Here is a 21,312-nt window from a genome sequence, read left to right on the forward strand (position 1 = left end):
GCTGCAATGAATGGCGTTGTAGGATGGGCAAAGGCAAAGCTGTGCCCATCAGAGTCAATTTTTCAAACTGTGAATCGGCGCAGGAATACGCCCCCCGCGGCGGATAAAGGGGTTGAGCCCGCCGGCGTTTTTCACGTCGATGATGGTGGCGTGGCCCAGAAGCCCTCCGAAAAAGGCCTTGTCACCGGCCTTTTTCCCGGGAACGGGAATGATGCGGGTGGCGGTGGTCTTGGAATTGATCATGCCGATGGCCATTTCGTCGGCGATGATACCGGCCAGGGTGTCCTCGGTGGTGTCGCCGGGGATGGCCACCATATCAAGACCCACCGAGCAGACGCTGGTCATGGCTTCGAGTTTTTCAATGTTCAGATGGCCCAGTCGGGCCGCTTCCTCGATGTTCAGATCCTCACTGACCGGAATGAAGGCTCCGGACAATCCGCCCACATAGGAGCTGGCAAAGGCGCCGCCTTTCTTGACGGCGTCGTTGAGCATGGCCAGGGCCGCCGTGCTGCCGGGAACCCCGATACTTAAAAGCCCGAGGCTCTGGAAGATTTCCCCCACACTGTCGCCCACCGTGGGCGTCGGGGCCAGAGACAGGTCTACCACACCGAAGGGCAGGCCCAGGTTCTGGGCAACCTCCCGGCCGATCAGCTCGCCGACCCGGGTCACCTTGCAGGCCGTCCGTTTGATGGTTTCGGCAACCAGGCCCAGATCGGCTTTTCCATCCGCCTCAACCAGGCGGTCGATGGCCTTTTTGACCACGCCGGGCCCGCTGACGCCCACGTTGATCACGGCGTCGGGCTCACCGATGCCCAGATAGGCTCCGGCCATGAAGGGCACGTCTTCGGGAATGTTGCAGAACACGCAGAGCTTGGCGCAGGCCAGGCCGTCCTTGTCCCGGGTCAGTTCGGCGGCTTTCTTGATGGCCTGGGCCATCATCAGAACCGCGTCCATGTTGATGCCGGCCCGGGTGGTGCCCACATTGACCGACGAACAGATGCGGCCGGTTTGGGCCAGGGCTTCGGGAATCGCTTCGATCAGGGCACGGTCTCCGTGGGAAAACCCCTTTTCGACCAGGGCGGAAAACCCGCCGATGAAATCCACGTTGACCTCGGCGGCGATCTCGTCCAGGGTCCGGGCGATACCGACCATCCGGTCGGCGGAAAAGGGCGCCGCCACCACGGAAATCGGGCTGATGGAAATGCGTTTGTTGACTACGTTGATGCCGTATTTTTCGCCGACCTGGTTGCAGACCGCAACGAGATTCCCGGCGAGCGATGTGATTTTCTTTCGGATATTTGCCGTGAACACCCCGATGTCGTGACTGGCGCAATCGGTGAGGTTGATGCCCAGGGTCACGGCCCGGACGTCTAAGTGTTCGTATTTCAGCATTTCAAGGGTGGTGATGAATTCACTGTCGTTAAACATGACATGGTTCCTTATATACGGTTGACGGCGTCAAAGATGTTTTTGTGCTGGATGGTAAGATCCAGGTTTAGTTCGGCGGCAAGGTGTTTGAGTTTGTCGGACAGGGCCGAAAGATCGGTCTGGGCGGGTACGTCCACTTCGAAAAACATGATGTTTCGATCCGGATTGATGCCTCCTTCAAACACCGCCTTGAGATTGGCGATGTTGACCCCGGCGTCGGCGATCAGCCGGGACACCCGGGCCACCAGGCCCTTGCGGTCCGGGCCGCAGGAACTGATGATAAAGGGCTCGGTGGTTTCGGGCAGAGGGACCGAACCGCCGTCGTCAAGGGACGTGATGTGGATCTGGAGCCCCTTCCCCTTAAGGTCGTCATTGAGGGCCTGCTCAAGGGCGCCAAGGCCAAGGGTCTCGGGCTGGGATACGACACAGATGCCTGCAAACTGGGACTGAAGGGTGGTCTGGCTGATGTTTTCGATGTTGCAGCCCTGCCGGAACAGGGTCTCGGATACGGATGCGATGATACCCGGCTTGTCCGGGCCGATCACGGTGATTATGGTTTTTTTCATCAAAGACCTCAAAAACGTTTGATATTTGGAAAAAATTAAGTTTAACATGTAGCACAACTTACAATGATTGCCTACATGATCTTTTGGCGTCGTTGTTTTTGCAGGAGTCTGGTTTGATGAAGATGATCACCACCCACAAAGGCGCGGATTTCGATGCCCTGGCCTCGGTCATTGCCGCGACTTTGATTTATCCCGATGCCGTTCCCGTTCTGCCCAAGGCGATGAATCCCAATGTGAAAGCCTTTCTTTCCATTCATAAGGATCTGTTTCCGTACAAGCACCCCGACGAGATCGATCCGGATGCCGCCACCACTCTGATTGTGGTCGATGCCTGCAACTGGGATCGCCTGGAGGGAATGAAAGCCCTAAAGAACAACGCGGATCTTGAGATTCTGATCTGGGATCATCACCGACAGGGAGACATGAACCCGGCCTGGCTCTGTCAGGAATCGAAGGGGGCCACGGTCACGCTTTTGATTCGTGAGATCAAGGCGCGGCGGATCCTGCTGACGCCGATGATCGCCACCCTTTTGCTGATGGGCATTTACGAGGACACCGGGAATCTGACCTTTTCATCGACCACAGCCGAGGACGCCGCCGCCTGCGCCTATCTGCTCGAACGGCAGGCCGACCTGACCGTGTTGAATTCTTTTTTGCGTCCGGCCTACGGTGAAAGACAGAAGAACATTCTCTTCAACATGATGAACACCACACAGCGCCGCAAGATCAGGGGTTATAAAATCGCGTTCTGCCATGTGCCCTTAGACGGCCATGTGGGCAATCTGTCCGTGGTGGTGAGCATGTACCGGGATCTTGAAAACGTCGACGCGGCTTTTGGGCTGTTTCAGGACGAGGGCAAGAACAAATGCATCGTAATCGGCCGAAGCTCCGCGGAGGGTCTGGACCTGGGCAGGATTTTGCGGAATCTGGGCGGAGGAGGGCATCCCGGAGCCGGTTCGGCCCTGATCAAGTCCGAATACCTGAACGTGGACACGGTCATCGAGATGATCTGCGAACTGATTGACGGCAACCAGCGCTCGTCGGTGCAGCTGAGCGACCTGATGTCCTACCCGGTGCACACGGTCAGTGCGGATACGTCCATGGAAGACGTGGCGCAGCTCCTTCGGGATAAAGGGTTTACCGGCCTGCCCGTGGTTGAGGGAGATCGGATGGTCGGGGTGATCTCCCGTCGGGATTTCAAGAAAATGCGAAAAAAAGATCACATGAAATCCCCGGTCAAGGCCTACATGAGCAAGGACATCCTGTGGGTGGATTCGAAGAAAAGCCCGCTCGAGGCGGTCCGGATGATGATCAAGCACGATATCGGACGGGTGCCTGTGATGGAAAACGGTGAAATCATCGGCATTCTCACCCGGACGGATGCCATGCGTTACTATTACAATCTGCTGCCGGACTGACCGGCCCGGGCGGGGGACTCAGGCTCCATCCGGGGTTCGTGCCCATTTTCTTTGACTTTTCAAGGGTTGTATACTAATTTTTGTTCACTGAATCACATCACTGACGCTGTCGGATCAATGAATATACCAATGTTTCGAGCCCTTAGCCCAAAGGAGAGGAAATACAGATGAAGTGCCCTGAATGCGGCTTTGAATGCCTCCCGGATGATGTGGAATGCCTTGCATGCGGGACTCATATTGCTGCCGCAATTGAGAATAAGGAAAAAGAACGCATCAGGAGTATTGAGGCCGCCCAGCGAAAAGCCCAGTATGATCTTGAATTTAAGAAAGAACTGGGCCTGATTCCCGACGATGAAAAAAAGAAGACCTCCAAAACGGAGGTGCCGAGCCTTGAAGAGACATTCAAGCAGGCGCCCCTTTGCCCGAAATGCGGTCATCCCAGGCATGAAAACGTCGGTGAGTGTTTGCGTTGCGGGGTGATTTTCGACAAGATCGGCGGTACGTCAAACGGGAGCCGGATTGTCTCCGAACCGCCTGCTTCACCGCCGCAGCCCGCCTCTCCGCCGTCATCCTCCCAGCCGACCGTGGTTGGACATGAAGACAAAACCGCTGAAATCGATCTGTCCCAGTTGAAGCCCCTGACACCCGAGGCGCCGCAGGACGAAGCCGTCCGGTCGATGCCGGAGGAAGGGGATGATGGCGCGGGCGACGACGCCATGCATTCGACGGAAAGTGCGGCGGTGGATATCCGGCAGGCCGTGACCGGTATCGACGACGCTAACGATGAGGAGGATGAGGATCTGTCGAATCTGTCCCTGGTGCGTGAGCCGGATTCCGCCGAGCCGGTTTCTGCCGTACCTCCGACACCGGAACCGGCCGCAGCTTCGGTCGTACAACCCCTCGAGCCGGCATACGCCGATGAAAAAACCGAAATCATTCAGGTCAGCCAAATCAGTCCTTCAAAACGGGCACCGGTGAAACCCTCGTCCGGAACTGCCGGGCTGGGAGATTCCGTCAGGAAGACCCTGGGGAAAATCCGGATTCTGGCCGCCACGGCCGTAACAGCCGGTCGGGATCAGGTTTTTCGGTTGACGGCCGACAAAAAGAAAACCGCAAAGGTCCTGATCGCTCTTTCGGTGATTGTGGTTCTGGCCGTGGCGACGCCCATGGGGCTGTCCTTTTACAAAACCATGAAAATCGAACGACTGAAACGGGAACACATCCGGAAGCTCGAAATCATCCGGGACGACTTTTTCAGCCGCCGGGACGACATTTCAAGACAGATCACCCTGATGATCGACAACAAACGGTTTGACAGCGCAGAAAAGGAAATCGCCCTGTACGACATTCCGCTGCTTCAAAACGAGTTGGAACCGCTCAAAAAGCATCTGACGGAAATGCGTTTGTTCGAGAAGGCCCGGATGATTCCGGCGGTTGAATTTGAAAAAAATTACCTGGCGTTCGCCGAGCTGCTGGAGATCAATCCGTCGAGCACCCTTTATAAAACCAAGAAAGAGTTTTACAAGCAGAAACTGGCCGGAAGTGAGTTCAGCCTCGCCGAAGCTTACGCCAAGGGGAAAAACAAGAACCTGACGGATCTGACCAAGGCCCTCGAGGCCATCGATCGGGCACGTTCCCTTTATCCGGAGTCAAAGACTTACGCCTTGATGAAGCGGAAGCTTCTGACGGAAAAACTACTGTACTACGAAGGAAACGACAAACTGGTGATGGCGGTTCAGGATGACGGAATGGGCAGAAAGTTGTACTCGGGACAGCGCAAGCTGACCGTCCGTCTGAAAAATATCAGCCAGGAAACGGTGTACATCCGGGATGATTTTTTCATTATGATCGGAACGGACAGAAACCGGTATGTGAGAAACGATACCGGTCGGTCATTCAAGACCAAGCTTCTTCCCGGTGAGGAAACCCGGGGTGAACTTTACTTCCGGACGAAGGCCCGTCCGGCCGAGATCATTTTCGATCACAAGGTTGTCGGGGCTATCTCACGGGTGTTTCCGGACTGATTGAAAGACGGGTTCAGACCGGTTTCGAGGACAGAAGATCCAGGGCCCGGTCGTATTCATTGGGATAGAGACGGGGAGGGGTGGCCGCTTCTCCGAGGGCAGAGCGGACCATGTAGACGGCGCAGGCTTCCTTGCAGGAAAGACAATACCGCTGCCTGAAACGGACGGCGATGGATTCGATGGTCATTTCATCGATGAAAAAACGGCATGTTTCCATAAACTCACAGGGACGAGGTTCATTCATGAGGCGGATCCTGAGATAATCGGGTTGTCGTCGCCAACGATTCGGGGCGTTCTCGCCGCCTAATCGTGAGATCGGTACATTGTGTTACAATCGTTTTTTTGAACATTTTAATATGTTTTGGGCAATAATAGCAAACGTTTTTGCACCCTGGCGCGTCCCGTTTTCGGGGACGGGCCCGACACCGTGGAGCGGCATGTGAAACCGGCAATGAAAAAAATCAAAAATACCCTGATCTATCTGGCCATCGTTGCCGTCATTCGTCTGCTCCGGTCCATGGACCGCATGACCGCCATCGGGCTGATGAGACATGTGGGACGGCTCGCGTTTCTGTTTGCGGTCCGTGAACGGAACAACGCAATCTCCCATCTGACCCTGGCCTTCGGCAGAGAAAAACACAGCGATGAGATCCGTCGTCTGGCCAAAAAAGTCTTTCTGACCCTATCCGCCTGTGCGGCGGATGCCGTGCGGCTTCCCCTCATGGTCAAGGACGGAAGCATTGACCGGCTGGTCACTCTCGAGAATTTTCATTATTTCAAAGACGCGGTCAACCAGGGACGGGGGGTCATCATCATGACCGGTCATTACGGGAACTGGGAACTGATGGGAACCTGGGTGGTTCGCCATGGCTATCCGATCAAGGTCGTGGCTAAAAAATCCTACGATCCCCGACTGGACAAGCTGATTGTCGGCTACAGAAACGAGGCCGGCTATGCGAATACGGCCCGGGGCAACGCCGCCACGTCGGTGGTCGAGGGCCTGATGAACGGGGAAACCTATGGCCTGCTGTTCGATCTGGACACCAAAGTCAAGGGCGTTTTCGTGGATTTTTTCGGAAGGCCCGCCCATACGGCGACGGTTCCGGCCCTTTTGTCCATGAAGCTCAAGGTGCCCATCGTTCCTATGTTTATCCGGCTGACGGAGGATTACCGGTATGTGATCACCTGTCTTGAACCTCCGGTGTTTGCAGATACCGGGGATGAGGAAAAGGATGTCCGTCACAACACCCTGATCTGCTCGAAAATATATGAACAGGTGATCCGCGCCCATCCCGAACAATGGATCTGGATGCACAGGCGCTGGAAAAAACAGCCGAAAACGGATCAGGAATGAAAAAGAAGTCATCTGTGACATGTTTCACATACATCCCGGCGGTTTCGGGCTATGGTTGGATCACACGTGAGAGACGGCGGCTCCGGATGACGGTGACTAGTTCGCAGTTCGGGCTTTTAAGTAAATCGCCGATCTTTGGTGTTGGATTCGGGCGTTTAATGTGGTAAATTGATGAAACCATTTTACCTGGGCATCATCAACCGGTTCATGCCCCAGGGGTTGCGCGCCGCGGGTTAAGGAAAACCGGAATCGACCCGACGTCCACGGCTGGACGGTTTTGCAAACGAACAATGCTTAACATTCTGTGATCAGATTTATTTTGGACGTGGATTCGACCTTCCTCGGAGTGCGGCGTTTCTCAGACGCTCCGTTCGGGGTCGATCAGGAGGGAACAATGAGACGGACGGTGTTGTCAACGGCTTTTTTCGCGGTGCTATTTTCGCTTCAGCCCATGAACGGCGTGGTCGCCGCAGATGAGTATGCGGATTTTCTCAAATCCCAGAAGGAATCCTTTCAGATGTATAAGGACTCCCGGGATGCCGAATTTATAGGCTTCTTGAAAGAACAATGGAAAGAATTCAACATCCACAAAGGCCTGGTTCGGGACGATAAGCCCAAACCCCCTGCGCCGCCCGTGGCGGAACCCCTTCCGGTCGAACCGCCTCTCCCTGAAAAGATCAAGGTGGTCGCGCCCATTACCGTCCCTGTATACAAACCGGTGGAAAAGGTGCCGGTGCCCGTGATTGAAAAACCTTCCAAACCCCTGGCCGTGAAAATCGATTTTTTCCTGACGCCCGTTTCGATCTACGGCTCCTTTGATTTCCCCGGGGAAATATCCGGCCGTGTGGACAAGGATGCCGTTACCTCGTTCTGGGACAAGATGAGCCAGGTCGATTACGACGCCTTCATCAGCCAGGTCAATGAGGCCCGGAAGGCGTTGATGATGAACGACTGGGGCTATCACTACCTCCTGTATCGCCTGGGCATGGAACAGTACCGCGGAAACCGGAACATGGCCAATCTGTTTGTCTGGTATATGTCGGCGAAATCGGGTTTCGAGTCGCGTATCGGCTACAACGACAGTCAGGTGTTCTTGCTGATGCCCTCGCGGAATCGTCTGTACGGGGTACCTTTCCTGACCCTGGACGGCACCAAGTACTATTCGCTTTTCTTCGACGGACAGCCTGAAAAGTTCAAGTCGCTTTATACCTACAAAGGCAGCTACCCCAAGGCCGATAAACTGATGGATTACCGGATTCTCGAATCGCCGGCTCTGCCCCGGGTTCTCCGTGAGAAACAGCTTTCGTTCGATTACGCCGGGAAAACCATGAGCGTGAAAACCCATTACAACAAGAATCTGGTGGATTTTTTCAAATACTATCCCCAGACCAATATCAAGGTGTACTTTGACGCCTATGTCTCGCCGGAACTGGAATACACGCTGGTCAAATCATTGAAACCCTTTGTCGAAGGCAAAACCGAGGCAGAGGCCGTCAACATTCTCCTCGGCATGGTTCAGAAATCTTTTCCCTACAAAACCGACGACGGCCAGTTCGGCCATGAAAAGTACATGCTTCCCGAAGAAACGGTTTTTTATCCCTATTCTGATTGCGAGGACCGTTCGTTTCTTTTCGCTTATCTGGTCAATAAACTGTTGGGGCTCGATGTGGTGGGTCTTGATTACCCGGGGCATATTTCAACGGCGGTCAAATTCACGGACAATTATTCCGGTGATTACGTGGTTCGGAACAATACCAAGTACATGGTTTGCGATCCGACCTATGTGAATGCGCGTCTGGGCATGGCCATGCCCCAGTTCAAAAACGTCAAGCCTGACATTATCAAGATAGACAGTCTTTGATGACGTGGGATGATCATACTGCAGAAGCCGATCACGACAAGGTAGAGGTTCTGGAGTTGGTTTATGCAAAGCGACCTTTGCAGATTATTAATCAAAACATAAAGGAGAAATTGGGTATGAAAAAAATGATGGTGATGCTTACGGTTATGGCGATGGCTTGTGTCATGGTAGTTGGCTGTAAATCCGCTGAGAAACAGGCGTCCAACCTTCCCGCCTGGGTTCTGATGCCCCCGGAAGGCGGGATCAGCGGTGTGGGCTCTGCCAAAATCGGTGCCGCCGGGATGCAGACCGCCCGGATCGAAGCCTCCGCCAATGCACGCGATGAAATCGCCCGGACCCTGAACGTCCGCGTCAAAAACATGATCAAGAACTTTACCGAAACCACCGGTATCGGTGATGATCAGACCGTCGACAAGGTGTTCACCAATGTGTCCAAACAGGTTGCCAAGGTCGATCTGACCGGTTCCCAGGTCAAGAAAGTTCATTTGGACCAGGAAAACAACGAACTGTATGTTCTTGTGGCCCTGAATCCCGAAGCGGTTGCCCAGGCTTCCGAAGCCATGAAACAGGCTGCCGTGACGAGCTTTAAAAATGACCAGGCCCTGTGGCAGAAATTCCAGGCTAAAAAAGGTCATGAAGAACTTGAAAAAGAAATCGAAAAAGAATTCGGCGGCGGAATGGGCGACGAATAAGAACGACGCGCCCGTCTTTTTTTGATTCGTTTTTCAGGCTGAAACAGGTCAGGGTGGTGATATCGCCGCCCTGACTGTTTTGTTGTTTTCAAGGGGGAGGTACGCGTGAGAAGCATATCAATCGTGGTTGTTCTGGTCCTGGGCCTGGGTCTGGCCGCCTGTGTGACCGGTCAAAAAAGCAGTACGCCGAATTGGGTCTACAATTCAGCGGTCGAAGGGAAGGTGACCGGCATCGGTGTGTGCGGCGAACATGTCAACGGGGTCAATGCCCAAAGGTCCCTGGCCATCAAACGGGCCATCGATGAAATGGCGCTTCAGATGGGTGTGAAAGTCAGCAACGTGGCCCTTATCGGGACCAAGGCCGGTGCGGCCGGATCAAGCTCCTCCGTTGAGAGCTACAGTTTCCAGACGGTGGACGGCAATGTGGTCAAGGCCGTGATCCGTGAAACCTGGAAAAATCCTAAAACCAACGAAATTTACATATGGATGGTGACGGAATGAAGCAAAACACCCTTTTTCGATCAATCTGCCTGGTCTTCCCGGCCCTTGCGGTGATGGGGCTGACGGCTGCGGCGGGTTTTTCCGATGAATTTGAAGACATGAAGGCGGACATGTCATCGGAAATGGAAGGTTATCAGGATGAGGTCAGTGATTTTGAGGCATACCGGGATCAGATCAACAGTGAATTTGAAGAATACAAGAAGATCGTGGATCAGGAGTTCAAGAAATACCGGGCGGAGATCCTGAAATATTGGGACAAACCGGAGATGACCGACAAAAAGAAGTTTGTCGAATACTCACCGGATATGAAATCGAAAAAGGTGGTCGATTTTGAAAAGGGTGAGGTCAAGATCAGCGTGATCACCCCGGTGGGAACACCCGCTGCGGACATCCAGAAAGACATCACCAAAAAACTGGAAGACCTGGTGGCCGAGGACAGCGCCAAGGCCTTTGATCGCGATACCTTTGCCAAGAACGTCGAAGATCGTATCGTCAAGGCCTCCAAAAATGTGAAAACAGCCGTGGTGAAAAAAGTACCGGTCATTGCCGATGTCGTCACCGGAACGGCTGTGCCGACGGTGAAACAGGTGGAGGCGGCCGTCAAGGATCTCAAGAAAAAAGCCGATATCAGCACCCAGCCTTCGGACAAGGTCAAGGACAGCAACGTGGTGACGGTGACGATCAAGCTGCCCTCCGATGCCGTCAGTAAAAAGGCCAAGTCTTACGTTGAACCGGTCAAGGAACAGGCTTCGAAACGCAATGTGGATCCGGCTCTGATTTTTGCGGTGATGCAGACGGAAAGCGCTTTCAATCCCATGGCGCGATCCTATGTTCCGGCCTATGGTCTGATGCAGATCGTTCCCAAAAGCGCCGGGCTCGATGCCTCCAAGCTGGTGTACGGCGAACAGAAGCTTTTGTCCCCGTCCTATCTGTACGACGGCGAAAAAAACATCGTCATGGGCACGGCCTATCTGTATATCCTCAATGACCGGTACCTCAAGGCCATCAAAAACGATCGCAGCCGTCTCTACTGCGTGATCGCCGCCTACAACACGGGAGCCGGGAATGTGGCCCGGGCCTTTACGGGGAAAACCAATATCTCCAAGGCCGCCGACATCATCAATCGCATGCCCCCCGAAAAGGTCTATGATACCCTGCTGGCGAAGCTGCCCCATGATGAGACAAAAAATTATGTCAGAAACGTAACGGAACGCATGAAACTTTACAGATGATCCGTGACGGGGCGATCATCTCTAACGGGCCTGTTACAAGCCTTTTTGGATGTTTCCGGCCTGTGTGACCGTGAGGAAAAGGGAGTCAATGAAAAAGTTTATCTTACTGGTTGTTGTATCGTTGTGTCTGTCGGGCTGTATTTTTCTGGGTCGAACCAACAAGGTGACCATCGGCAAGAATTATATGGAACTGAGTTGCGGAAGCTTTGCCATTCTTCCTTTCATCGACAACCGGAATACGCCCAATACGAAGAATTTGGGATACAGTGCGGTCGACGCCATGACCGACGCCTTCGAAACAGAGTTCATCGGTGCGGGGTTCAAGGTGGTGGATCGCCGGAACATTCAGAGCGCTCTGGATGAGTTGAAGTTTTCCTACCAGGGTGATGTGGACCCCGAACAGCGGAAGCAGATCGGAAAACTGACGAACTCGGACGTGATGGTCATCGGAAAACTCAGGGCCTTTCATAACGCGCTTTATGAGAACAAGGCCAAGCCCGAAAAACCCTCCAAATGCACGACCATCAGTTTTTATGTGAAGGCGGTTCATATCGAGACCGGGGAGATACTCTGGACCGGTTCACTGACCCAGTCGACGGGCCTCAAGGAAGATTTCCTCTACGGCTGTGACTGTGACGTCCTCAAATACGCCAACAAGGTATCCTCGGATGTCGTGGCAAAGATCGTCAAGCAGATCAAAAAGATGGAAAAAAAGAAGAAAGGATGAGTGCGTTGATATAGCGCCAATCGCCCTCAAACGCCCTTGTAAACAACACGAGCCGCACGGAAACATCCGTGCGGCTCGTGTTGTTTGACGGTGTAAGGAATGACGGCTTCGTAAAAAGTCCGATTTCTGCGCTTTCGCTTCATCCCTCGTCACTGCGGCGTACCCTAAGTACGCCTCATTCCTCGGGATTCGCGGCGCCTTGAACTCGAACTTTTTTCTTTGCCGTCATGTGATGACTTTTTACGAGTTCATCAAGGAAAAATCAGTTGAAGTACTGTACCAGCTTCTCAGACACTTTTTCCGAGACTTTCTTCACGGCCTGATGGGCGGCTTCGGTATCGTTCAGCCCTGCGCCGCGCTGGTCTTCCGCAACCTGACCCACCTGGCTGTTCGCTCCGGTTTCGATGATGTTCAGCGATACGGTGGCCCGTGAAAACTTGAACCGGGGATTGTTGTTACGGACCGGGTCGATCTTGACCGACCCCGTGACCAGAACATCGGCCCTGGATTCGAAATCGCCGACCTTGAAGCCGTTGTCCGTGAGAATTTCAGCCACGGTATCCCTGACGGCACGGCCATGGGAGCCTGACACATCGATATCGATGATCATGGCGGATTTGATGTCCGATATTTTCATCAGGATGTCTTTCAAATCCCTATGCTGGACATCCGACGCGAAGCCGATGACCCGCAGGCGGCTCAGGGTCACTTCCCGCTTGACCCAGAGTTCAAGGACTTTTTTGAGGGGCAGAAGTTTGAGGATCTGGCTGGAGGCTTTCCGTGATTTGGCCAGTTGAACGTCAATTTCCGTGTCCACCTTTTCGATATCCCGGGTCCATTTGTCCCTGGCGTTGTATTTGTCAAGGGCCGCCACGGTGACGTATTCACCGGATTCCCGCTTCGATTCCCCCACAAGAACGCCTTCGAGCTGAATGTCCGAAACCACGCGGATGTGTGACTGGATGGATTTGTTGAACGAGCTGCCCCGAACCGAATCGGTGACCTGCTGGACCCGTGAGCTTACATCACTTGAAATACGGGCTTCGAAAATGTTGGACAGCTCTGCCTTGGCGTGGCGGATGGATTCGGGCTTGGATTGGCCGTATCCCTGGGCCGTCAGATAGCGGGACGAGGAAAAATCCGGGGCCGCTTCCTGGATGACCGGTTCAGGCTGGGCCTTTGGGGGTGGTGAGTAAGTGTCCACCACGGGCTTCGTCGCGGATGGGCGCACGTCCGGAGCAGGCGCGCTCGATGTGACGGGACGGTCTTCAAGCTCGTCGAACGCCGCTCGGGCGCGATCATGCTGGCTTTGAACACTGCGTGTATTTTTCTTTGCCGGTGGTGCGCTGACACAGGCCGCGATAAAGACGGTCAACACAGAGAGAATGATCAAACGGGTTTTCATGGTTCACTCCACTTTGGTTCTTTGAATCAATGCCGTGGTCATGGGTTTGGATGTCTATCGCCGACTGATCCCGGCTCGCTGAATGGCCGACCGGGATCAGGGTTTCAGATTCGGGCCTCCATGTCAATACACGGTATCATGAAATACAAACTTGCAGTCGCCCGGAGTCACCGTCAGTGAATCCAGGGTGGTCTGTTTGCCGTAACAGTCTTCGACCACCACCTGATAATTCCCAGCCGGAACAATGGCCCGGGCCAGATAGATTTCGCCGGGAAGGGTTCGCCAGCCCCGTGTATCGGCTTTTTCAAGGGCACTGGCGGCAATGTTGCCTGCAATTTTTGCGGCAAGGCCCGCCATGGCCCCGTATTGTTTTTCAACTTCCTTGGAACTTGCATGAACGATGGCCTGTTTGGCAACGGCGCGGGCGATGGCCTTGGCTGTGATGCGGACCTTTCGGTCGGCAAGATCCTTAACGGCAATTCCGTTGATATCTTCGAACAAAACAGCGTCCTGGACAATGGTTCCGGCATCGGATTTCAAGATCAGCCGGCTTTGACGGCAGGAGGGCGGCGACGTGATGTAATTGGGAAACGCAATGCTGATGGGGCCGCTGGGGGTATTTACGGTAAATTTGTTTTCTATTTTCACCGGTCCCTTGCCGTTCATGTGCAGAAAAACCACCCGGCCCATTTTTCTGGCCGCCTGGTGATTGATGTAGCGCACCCCCCGGGCGTTGGGGACGATGGACAGGGCCTCGCTTTTCCGGTCGGCCGGAGTCGCCACCCGCAGCAGATCCTCGTACAGGCATTGCGGGGTGACCGTTCCGTAATTGGTCGCGTAACTCTGAAAGGCCTTGTGGGCCTCGTAATAGTAAATGAACGCCTCACTGTATTCTTTGTCCATTTCACTGAGCACGCCGCTGATGTAACGCCCCAGCGCGTCTTCCTTGTACACGTTTTTCGTATCGTACTTGCTGTTGTATTCGGAAAGCAGGGTGTCCAGGCGACGACAGTCGGCCATGGCCTCTTCGTATTCGCCGAGTTTGATGTAACTGAAGGCGGAAAACAGGCTGATCATGGCCCGCTCGAAATCCTCACCATTGTATGGAATGACCAGATCGTTGGTTACGTATGAGGCCGCCTCTTTGGAAAGGCTTTTTGTCCAGAGGTTCTGGGCCAGTTCATCGGCTTCAAGGAAAAAACGGCTGGCCGTTTTGGGGTCGTCGCACTGGAAGTGGATCATGCCCGAGTCCAGCAGATGGAGCAGTTTGGCCTTTTTGCCGTAAGCCGCTTCGGAATTCTTCAGAAGATCCAGAGAGCCGGGGCAGTTGCCCGACGTCATGGCGGTTTGAAGGGCCATGTAATTGAATTTCGGAGCACAGCTGCACAGAAGCAGGGCGCAGAACACGGCAACAATAATTTTTTTCATGGGTTCCCCCCCGGGGTTGAAAAAAGATTCGTGATCGGACCGGGGGGGGATCGACCCACTGACCCCGGTCCAGGTTGGCGGATGACGGATCAGAGCCCGAAGCGGCTCTGTTTGAGAAGTTTTTTGATCTGTTTTTCACCGATCCAGACCTTCTTGTTCTTTTCCAGGTCGATCAGTGTCAGGTTCACCTGATAGAATTTGACGGATTTCCCACCGTCCTTGTTGACGATGCTGTTCAGCTCACCCTGAAGCATGAAATCGGCGCCGATTTCCTCGCCGTCAAATTTTGCGGTGTCTTCGGAGGCATTGGAGGCCTGGTCGTAACGTTCTTCCCGGATCTCTTCACGTTCGGTCTTGTCGGCGACGAACTCGACTTCGCCGGAATTCAGGAGAGCCCGCTCAAGGTTGCGGACAAAGGTTTTGACGTTGATGTGCTCGTGGCTCTTGTTTCTGACCCGACCGATGATGACGGTGGGGTTTTTGTCGTTATGTTTGCGGCGATACTGGGCGAGCCAGGGCCGTTCAAGGACGTCCTGAATCATTTCATCCGCAACAAGCCGCGAATCCGTATCATTCCATTTGTCACCCACGTCCGTAACGGAATCGGTTGCGACCCGCTGGGTGGACATGGTCTGGCAGCCGGCCACGATCAGGGCAAGAAACAGGGTGGTCAGGATGATGCTTTTTTTACTCATGATAAAACCTTCTCCTTTATTGTTTAGATGGTTGACGCGGATATTCAACGCAACGGCTCATTTTCCGCAGACCAATCCGGGGACCTGACCGGGCACCTGCTGATCAGGTCCGAACCAATCGTGTGTGTTTCGATGAACTGCGAATGGATGTCGCGATGATTCTTTCCCCCGTACATGGCGTGGATTATAGGGAATGACTCATTTGATTGTCAATAAAAAAGTATCAGGCTTATTATGAAAAAAAACATCTTAACTAATTGTAAATATGAATATAAATTATGTTAAAAACAGTCCATGGCTTCAGGGCAAAAAACAGGTGTTGAATGAAAAACGATAAATATCTTCCGATCATCAGGCAAGAAAACCCTCGATAAAGGAATTCAGGACGGTTTTCTGGACCTCATTGTCGGGTCTGAATCTGACGCCGATGCCTTTGGGGAGGCTGCGAACCACATTCCCGTTGATTTTGATCGGTCCTTTCTTGTGAAAGGACAGAAAGCTCATGCTGATCTCACTGCCGGCCCGGATCGGGGCATTGGAATTGATGAACATTCCGTTTTCGCTGATATCGTAGATGTAATCCGAATAAAAATGGCTGTCATCGGAGAAAAGAACCATGACGCCCGGGCAGGGTTTCCTCGGAAACTCTCTCTGGTCTTTGGGTGTGTTTTCTGACATGGTTTCATCCTTTCGTTAGTTCATGTGATCGGTTGGTGTGCGTCATTTCTTTAATACATTTTTTAACGAATGCACGGCGCCGGGGTGATCGAGCCCCTGTGCCGCTCAGGGACAAGCCGGACTGCAGGGACACGGCAGCGAGGAACTGAAATGGAACAAAGGACGTCAGATGGAGCGCCGGGTATCAGGGTGCGAGAGGACCGTTCGCGCGATATTCGTTCGAAGCGTCGTTCGGATGGCGAATGCGTAACGTTTTTGCCATATTATAAAACGATTCGAGCCTGAACACAATATGCATGTTTGATGCATCGGGGCATACTCATGTCGGTTTTCTTTTTATCGCTATCGGTATCGATAACCAAGCCGTTCGATATCCGGACAATGCCGTCACTTTTTTATGAGGTGTGCCTGGGCGGGCATGTGGATGAGGGAGGGCGGGCGTGTGTTTCAGCCTTCGTTTGAAACAGGCTGAAACACACGGCGGAGGCGTTTAACACATGCCGGCCTAGTTTGCGCCGTCGAGGATGCGTTCCGCCTCTTCGAGCGTATAGACCGGATGGGTGGTGTAGCCCAGGCCGGTGCTGGATTCTTCCATTCGGTGATGATGATGGTCGTTGTTCTTATCCACGATTCGGACCACCTTGCCCATGCCCGTATCGGCCAGGGCGCCCTGGACGATTTCGATGTATTCTTCCCCTTTGGTACCGGGATTCAGACTCATTTTACGGATATCGACCAGGCAGGAAAAACCCTGTTTGAGTTCGGACGTGTGATGGGTCAGATCCGCCAGAATGGGTTTGATATCATCGGGACTGAGATCTTCGAGGGTGATGAAAAGCCTGTTTTTCAGGGCATCCGATTCGACCTTGAACATAAATTCTCCTTACGTGAAATAGTGAAAGCACCTATATCGAAAACATACTGTGATTACGGGATCTTTAAAATCAAACTGTCAGGCGCGTATTATAGAAGAGGGTTCTCGGCGTGTCAATGGAAAGAAGGCGGGGGGGCAGGGCAATCGCATGTCCTGTTCGTTCATGTGCAGGTTCACGTTCATGAGCACGAGCAGGGCAGGCATAGACCGGCTCGACCGTCTCATCCCGCCGGTTGAACCGTCCGACGGTTGGGTTCACGTGTTGCCTTTCGGCATCGTGAACGTAACCGTGAACGGCATGATCCGTCCCGCGGGAAGAGGCCCATGCGTTTTAAAGATCATACATGCGATGGCCCCGGGCGGGGGTGGGCAGGGTTTCGAAGGCGGAGTCGAATAACCCGGGAGTCGATAAAAAGAAATGAGACATGCGTTCGCCCGGGAAGGTGCAAGGGATCGCCCCGGGGTGTCCGGGTTCTTTTTTTGAAAAATGTTTCGGCCTTTTTTATATCCCTGCTTGACATCCACGAACTAATAAAATAAAAACTTTCTCATTAATAATCCTGTCGTGAGGAGTAGGATTGTTAAGACGCGAAACAGTGGTCCCATCCCTGAAATATGTTTGTTGCAATACGTTATCGATAACGTTTCCGCCATATTGAATTATGATGAACTCGTAAAAAGTCATCAAATGACGGCAAAGAAAAACGTTCGAGCTTACGGCGTCGCGAATCCCGAGGAATGAGGCGTACTAAGGGTACGCCGCAGTGACGAGGGATGACGCGCAACGCTTAAAATCGAACGTTTTACGAAGCCGTCAATTATCACATTACTGTTGGTAAGGAGTGAACCCTGATGAGTTCAAGAAACAAAGCCTTATTGTTATCCGGTATGTTTTCTCTTTTTGCTGTTCTTTCACTGACCGCCGTCACGGCCGAGACCGGCACGAAGGCGCCTGCAGGCAAACAGCGGCCGCCGGTTTCGTTTACCCACGAAACCCATATGGGCGACTTTGCCTGTCTGGATTGCCATCACCGTTACGAAAACGGGGAGAATGTCCTCGATGAGGGCGATCTGATGGATGTCGAACCGGATGAAATCATCATGCTCAACATGCCTTCCTCTGAGGAGCCGAGAGATAATCAGTGTGCGTCCTGCCATAACGGCGATAAGAAAATTACAAAACTTTCAAGCCGTGACGCGCTCCATCGTCAATGTATCGGCTGCCACGAGGAGATGGCCCAGGGGCCCGTGCTCTGTGGTGAATGTCATGTCCGCTCGAAACAGGTATCTGCTGAAGAATAATACAGGAGGACAACGTGGTAAAAGCAAAGAGAAAACCCATTGAGGAAATCAAGCAGTCCATCGCCGATTACGATAAGGTTCTCACAGTCGGTTGCGGGGGATGTGTGTCGGTCTGTCTCGCAGGCGGCCAGCGTGAGGTGAACGCCCTGAATGCCGAATTGAAGCTTAAGTGTAAGAATGACGCCAGGCCCAAAACGTTCGGAAGCTATACGGTGGAACGCCAGTGCAACAACCAGTTCCTTGCCGAGCTTGACGACAAAATCAAGGATTACGGGTGCATTCTGTCCATGGCCTGCGGGGCGGGGGTCCAGCTTCTGGCCGAGAGGTTCCCGGCCGTTCCCGTGATGCCCGCGGTGAATACCATCGCCATCGGCGTCGATCGCGAAATCGGCATGTACGAAGAAAAGTGCCGGGCCTGCGGCGAATGCGTTCTGGCCTATACCGGCGGCATCTGTCCGGTGACCCGGTGCGCCAAAGGGCTGTTCAACGGTCCCTGCGGCGGGACCAATCGCGGGAAATGCGAAATCAGCCAGGACATTCCCTGTGCCTGGCTGGATATCTTCGAGCGCCTGAAGGCCCAGAACAGGCTCGATGACATCATGAAAATCCAGCCTCCCATGCAGTGGCAGAATCAGGTTCAGCGGACCATCGTCCAGCAACCTTACGAAAGGCGGTATTACAAATAAACGACTTTCGTTTCGCTCAGGCATTCTCAGGCATTGAAGGCTCGATAACAAAAAATAAGATAAACGCATAGAAAGAAGACATATATGGAACTCTCAACGCTCTTTTCCGGACCCGGACTGTATGATTTCATTCGCGGTCCTTTGGTCTGGATTTCATTTATCGTATTTTTTCTGGGATTGATCTATCAGGTGTTCAGCCTGGTCTCCATGACCGAAAAGAAAGATCATGCCGTATACAACCCCAGGCCGAGAAAGAAGATAGCCCCCTTTTCCACGGCTGAATTTCTGATGAAGGTCAAGCTGTCGATTGCCGGTGTCAATCCGGTGATGCTGATCGTCACCACCGTGTTTCACATCTGTCTGATCACGGCGCCTCTTTTCCTCCTGGCGCACAACCTTCTCTTGAAAGACGCCATCGGCGTGAGCCTGTTTTCGTTTTCGGAATCCTTTACCGATGTTCTGACCATCATTCTGATGGCCTGCGGTCTTTTTTTTCTTTATCGCCGATTGTTTGTCGCCCGGGTCCGGGCCATCACCACCTTCTATGACTATGTGATCCTGTTTCTGGCCGTCGCTCCGTTTGTGACGGGATACCTTGCCTATCATCAGGTGTTTCCGGATCACTATCGGCTGGTGGTCGCCCTTCATATTCTGTCCGGTGAGTTGATGCTGATGGCCGTTCCTTTTACAAAATTCATCCATATGGTTTTCTTTTTCGTCTTTCGCTTCACCGTTGAAAGCGAATACTGTCTGGGGAAAGGGAACCGGACCTGGTAAGGGGTCGGCAGGCACGATTTTTTCAATCATACGGGAGACTCTCATGTTTAAGAAAAATACGGCGGGTGTGGATACGGCACGTGTCAGGGAAAGACTGGAAAAGCACAGGAAAAAAATGAAACTGTCCCTGAAGGCCTGTGCCCATTGTACCTTGTGCGCGGAAAGCTGCTTTTTGTATATGGCCCGGGACAAAGACCCCAAATACACACCTTCATACAAATTTATCAATTCCATCGGTATCTTGTATAAAACCAACGGGAATGTGGATAAGGTCACCCTGGGCGAAATAAGGGACAATGTCTGGGAACGATGTGCCCTGTGCACACGCTGCTACTGCCCCCTGGGCATCGATATCCCTGAAATGATCGCCCTGGCGCGCAGCATTTGCCGGGAGCAGGGCGTTTATCCCCAGTACGATCGGGAATAATGGCTGTTGAATGGTTCGTTCCGGCGAGCTCATTTGAACGTTGATCCGTTTTAATAGATACTCACATTATTCAAACGAAGGAAAGTATCGATATGAAAGCTGGAAGCAATCTTGAAAAAATCTTGACGGCGGGACATTTTGCATTCACCGGAGAACTTGGGCCACCCCGTGGCACCAGCGTGGAACATGTCAAGGAAAAGGCTCAGCATCTGATCGGAAATGTGGACATGGTCAATATTACCGACAACCAGACCGCCATGGTCCGCATGTCCAGCTGGGCGGCCTCCCTTCTGGTCAAGCAGCTCGGCCTTGAGCCCAACTATCAGATGGTCTGCCGGGACCGGAACCGTCTGGCCATGCAGGCGGATATCCTCGGTGCTTACGCCCACGGCTTGCGGAACATGCTGTGCCTGACCGGCGATCATCAGCAGTTCGGTGACCATCCCAACGCGAAAGGGGTTTTTGATATTGATTCCATCCAGTTGATTTCGATGGTTAAACAGATGCGTGACGAAGGGAAGTTTCTCAGCGGTGAAGAGATTCAGGAACCGCCCAAATTTTTTATCGGCGCCGCCGCAAACCCCTTTGCCGATCCCTTTGAATGGCGGATTCATCGTCTGGCCAAAAAGGTCGAGGCCGGCTGCGACTTCATCCAGACCCAGTGCGTCTACAACATGAAGAAAATGCGGGAATGGATCAAGATGGCCAACGATATGGGCCTGACCGAGAAGACGTATATCCTGGCCGGCATCACCCCCATGAAGAGCATCGGTATGGCCAAGTACATGAAAAGCAAGGTGCCCGGTATCGAGGTCCCCGATGAAATCATCAAGCGTCTTGAAGGGGTCGATAAAAAGAAAGTCGCCGATGAGGGCATTGCCATCGCCTGTGAACAGATTGAGGAATTCAAGGAGATGAAGGGCGTTGCCGGTATTCATCTGATGGCCATCGAATGGGAACACAAGGTGCCCGAGATCGCCGAACGCGCCAAAATGCTGCCCCGCCCTGTTGTCGATTGAAGGCCGTTGCCGGTCTGAAACCGTCAACGATGTCGTCGTGACGTCGAATGCAATCGGGAACATGAGAAAAGCCGCCGATCATGATCGTCATGATCGGCGGCTTTTTTTGACGGCTTCGAAAAACGTCCGATATCTGCGTTACGCGTCATCCTTCGTCACTGCGGCGTACCCTAAGTACGCCTCATTCCTTACGGATTCGCAAGCCTTGATCTCGAACG

The 21,312-nt window shown here is 53.2% G+C and carries 21 protein-coding genes; 13 read left to right on the forward strand and 8 right to left on the reverse strand.

The features are described from left to right. Positions 1–54: 54 nt before the first annotated feature. Both ACYQ11_RS03360 and ACYQ11_RS03365 read right to left on the reverse strand, forming a co-directional pair. Entirely contained in the window at positions 55–1,428 is a 1,374-nt protein-coding gene (locus tag ACYQ11_RS03360; protein ID WP_459922329.1) for a PFL family protein, read from the reverse strand. An 11-nt stretch (positions 1,429–1,439) separates the two neighbouring features. Beyond that, on the reverse strand, positions 1,440–1,994 hold the full coding sequence (locus tag ACYQ11_RS03365) for a glycine cleavage system transcriptional repressor (RefSeq protein ID WP_459922330.1): 555 nt from the start codon (positions 1,992–1,994) through the stop codon (positions 1,440–1,442). 116 nt (positions 1,995–2,110) lie between these two features. Between ACYQ11_RS03365 and ACYQ11_RS03370 the strand changes: the two genes are divergently transcribed. Next, positions 2,111–3,412: a CBS domain-containing protein gene (locus ACYQ11_RS03370; protein WP_459922331.1), complete on the forward strand. Its 1,302-nt coding sequence runs from the start codon at positions 2,111–2,113 to the stop codon at positions 3,410–3,412. A 167-nt stretch (positions 3,413–3,579) separates the two neighbouring features. Then, the gene (locus ACYQ11_RS03375) at positions 3,580–5,436 is read left to right on the forward strand and encodes a hypothetical protein (RefSeq protein ID WP_459922332.1); all 1,857 of its coding nucleotides are present in this window, start codon (positions 3,580–3,582) and stop codon (positions 5,434–5,436) included. A 13-nt stretch (positions 5,437–5,449) separates the two neighbouring features. Here ACYQ11_RS03375 and ACYQ11_RS03380 read toward each other — a convergent pair whose 3' ends face one another. Continuing rightward, positions 5,450–5,680 (reverse strand): hypothetical protein, encoded by a 231-nt coding sequence (locus tag ACYQ11_RS03380; protein WP_459922333.1) that lies wholly within the window; start codon positions 5,678–5,680, stop codon positions 5,450–5,452. A 207-nt stretch (positions 5,681–5,887) separates the two neighbouring features. Here ACYQ11_RS03380 and ACYQ11_RS03385 point away from each other — a divergent pair, with 207 nt between their 5' ends. From ACYQ11_RS03385 to ACYQ11_RS03410, 6 genes are all read left to right on the forward strand, one after another. Further along, the gene (locus ACYQ11_RS03385; protein ID WP_459922334.1) at positions 5,888–6,790 is read left to right on the forward strand and encodes a lysophospholipid acyltransferase family protein; all 903 of its coding nucleotides are present in this window, start codon (positions 5,888–5,890) and stop codon (positions 6,788–6,790) included. A gap of 394 nt (positions 6,791–7,184) precedes the next feature. Beyond that, a complete protein-coding gene (locus tag ACYQ11_RS03390; RefSeq protein ID WP_459922335.1) occupies positions 7,185–8,651 on the forward strand; it encodes a hypothetical protein in 1,467 nt (488 codons plus the stop codon). Beyond that, positions 8,651–9,343, forward strand: a complete 693-nt coding sequence (locus ACYQ11_RS03395) for an LPP20 family lipoprotein (RefSeq protein WP_459922336.1) — start codon at positions 8,651–8,653, stop codon at positions 9,341–9,343. The genes ACYQ11_RS03390 and ACYQ11_RS03395 overlap by 1 nt, the downstream gene beginning before the upstream one ends. A gap of 105 nt (positions 9,344–9,448) precedes the next feature. Then, positions 9,449–9,844 (forward strand): hypothetical protein, encoded by a 396-nt coding sequence (locus ACYQ11_RS03400; RefSeq protein ID WP_459922337.1) that lies wholly within the window; start codon positions 9,449–9,451, stop codon positions 9,842–9,844. Then, on the forward strand, positions 9,841–11,076 hold the full coding sequence (locus ACYQ11_RS03405; protein WP_459922338.1) for a transglycosylase SLT domain-containing protein: 1,236 nt from the start codon (positions 9,841–9,843) through the stop codon (positions 11,074–11,076). Before ACYQ11_RS03400 ends, ACYQ11_RS03405 begins: the two co-directional genes overlap by 4 nt. Positions 11,077–11,164: 88 nt before the next feature. After that, entirely contained in the window at positions 11,165–11,803 is a 639-nt protein-coding gene (locus tag ACYQ11_RS03410; RefSeq protein ID WP_459922339.1) for a CsgG/HfaB family protein, read from the forward strand. A 262-nt stretch (positions 11,804–12,065) separates the two neighbouring features. Here ACYQ11_RS03410 and ACYQ11_RS03415 read toward each other — a convergent pair whose 3' ends face one another. From ACYQ11_RS03415 to ACYQ11_RS03435, 5 genes are all read right to left on the reverse strand, one after another. After that, on the reverse strand, positions 12,066–13,208 hold the full coding sequence (locus ACYQ11_RS03415; RefSeq protein WP_459922340.1) for a hypothetical protein: 1,143 nt from the start codon (positions 13,206–13,208) through the stop codon (positions 12,066–12,068). A 123-nt stretch (positions 13,209–13,331) separates the two neighbouring features. Beyond that, on the reverse strand, positions 13,332–14,636 hold the full coding sequence (locus tag ACYQ11_RS03420; protein WP_459922341.1) for a COG3014 family protein: 1,305 nt from the start codon (positions 14,634–14,636) through the stop codon (positions 13,332–13,334). A gap of 89 nt (positions 14,637–14,725) precedes the next feature. Then, positions 14,726–15,331: a penicillin-binding protein activator LpoB gene (locus ACYQ11_RS03425; RefSeq protein WP_459922342.1), complete on the reverse strand. Its 606-nt coding sequence runs from the start codon at positions 15,329–15,331 to the stop codon at positions 14,726–14,728. A 351-nt stretch (positions 15,332–15,682) separates the two neighbouring features. Next, positions 15,683–16,009, reverse strand: a complete 327-nt coding sequence (locus ACYQ11_RS03430; RefSeq protein WP_459922343.1) for a PilZ domain-containing protein — start codon at positions 16,007–16,009, stop codon at positions 15,683–15,685. Between the two features lie 505 nt (positions 16,010–16,514). Then, positions 16,515–16,883: a hypothetical protein gene (locus ACYQ11_RS03435; protein ID WP_459922344.1), complete on the reverse strand. Its 369-nt coding sequence runs from the start codon at positions 16,881–16,883 to the stop codon at positions 16,515–16,517. Between the two features lie 852 nt (positions 16,884–17,735). Between ACYQ11_RS03435 and ACYQ11_RS03440 the strand changes: the two genes are divergently transcribed. From ACYQ11_RS03440 to ACYQ11_RS03460, 5 genes are all read left to right on the forward strand, one after another. Beyond that, positions 17,736–18,185: a cytochrome c3 family protein gene (locus ACYQ11_RS03440; protein ID WP_459922345.1), complete on the forward strand. Its 450-nt coding sequence runs from the start codon at positions 17,736–17,738 to the stop codon at positions 18,183–18,185. Between the two features lie 14 nt (positions 18,186–18,199). Continuing rightward, positions 18,200–18,871 carry a methylenetetrahydrofolate reductase C-terminal domain-containing protein gene (locus tag ACYQ11_RS03445; protein ID WP_459922346.1) on the forward strand — a complete coding sequence of 224 codons (672 nt, stop codon included), beginning with the start codon at positions 18,200–18,202 and terminating at the stop codon, positions 18,869–18,871. A gap of 84 nt (positions 18,872–18,955) precedes the next feature. Beyond that, entirely contained in the window at positions 18,956–19,648 is a 693-nt protein-coding gene (locus ACYQ11_RS03450) for a hypothetical protein (protein WP_459922347.1), read from the forward strand. 43 nt (positions 19,649–19,691) lie between these two features. Continuing rightward, positions 19,692–20,075 (forward strand): 4Fe-4S dicluster domain-containing protein, encoded by a 384-nt coding sequence (locus ACYQ11_RS03455; RefSeq protein ID WP_459922348.1) that lies wholly within the window; start codon positions 19,692–19,694, stop codon positions 20,073–20,075. A gap of 92 nt (positions 20,076–20,167) precedes the next feature. Next, the gene (locus ACYQ11_RS03460; RefSeq protein WP_459922349.1) at positions 20,168–21,094 is read left to right on the forward strand and encodes a methylenetetrahydrofolate reductase; all 927 of its coding nucleotides are present in this window, start codon (positions 20,168–20,170) and stop codon (positions 21,092–21,094) included. The last annotated feature ends 218 nt before the right edge of the window (positions 21,095–21,312 follow it).

The sequence above is a fragment of the Desulfatiferula olefinivorans genome (assembly GCF_054657895.1).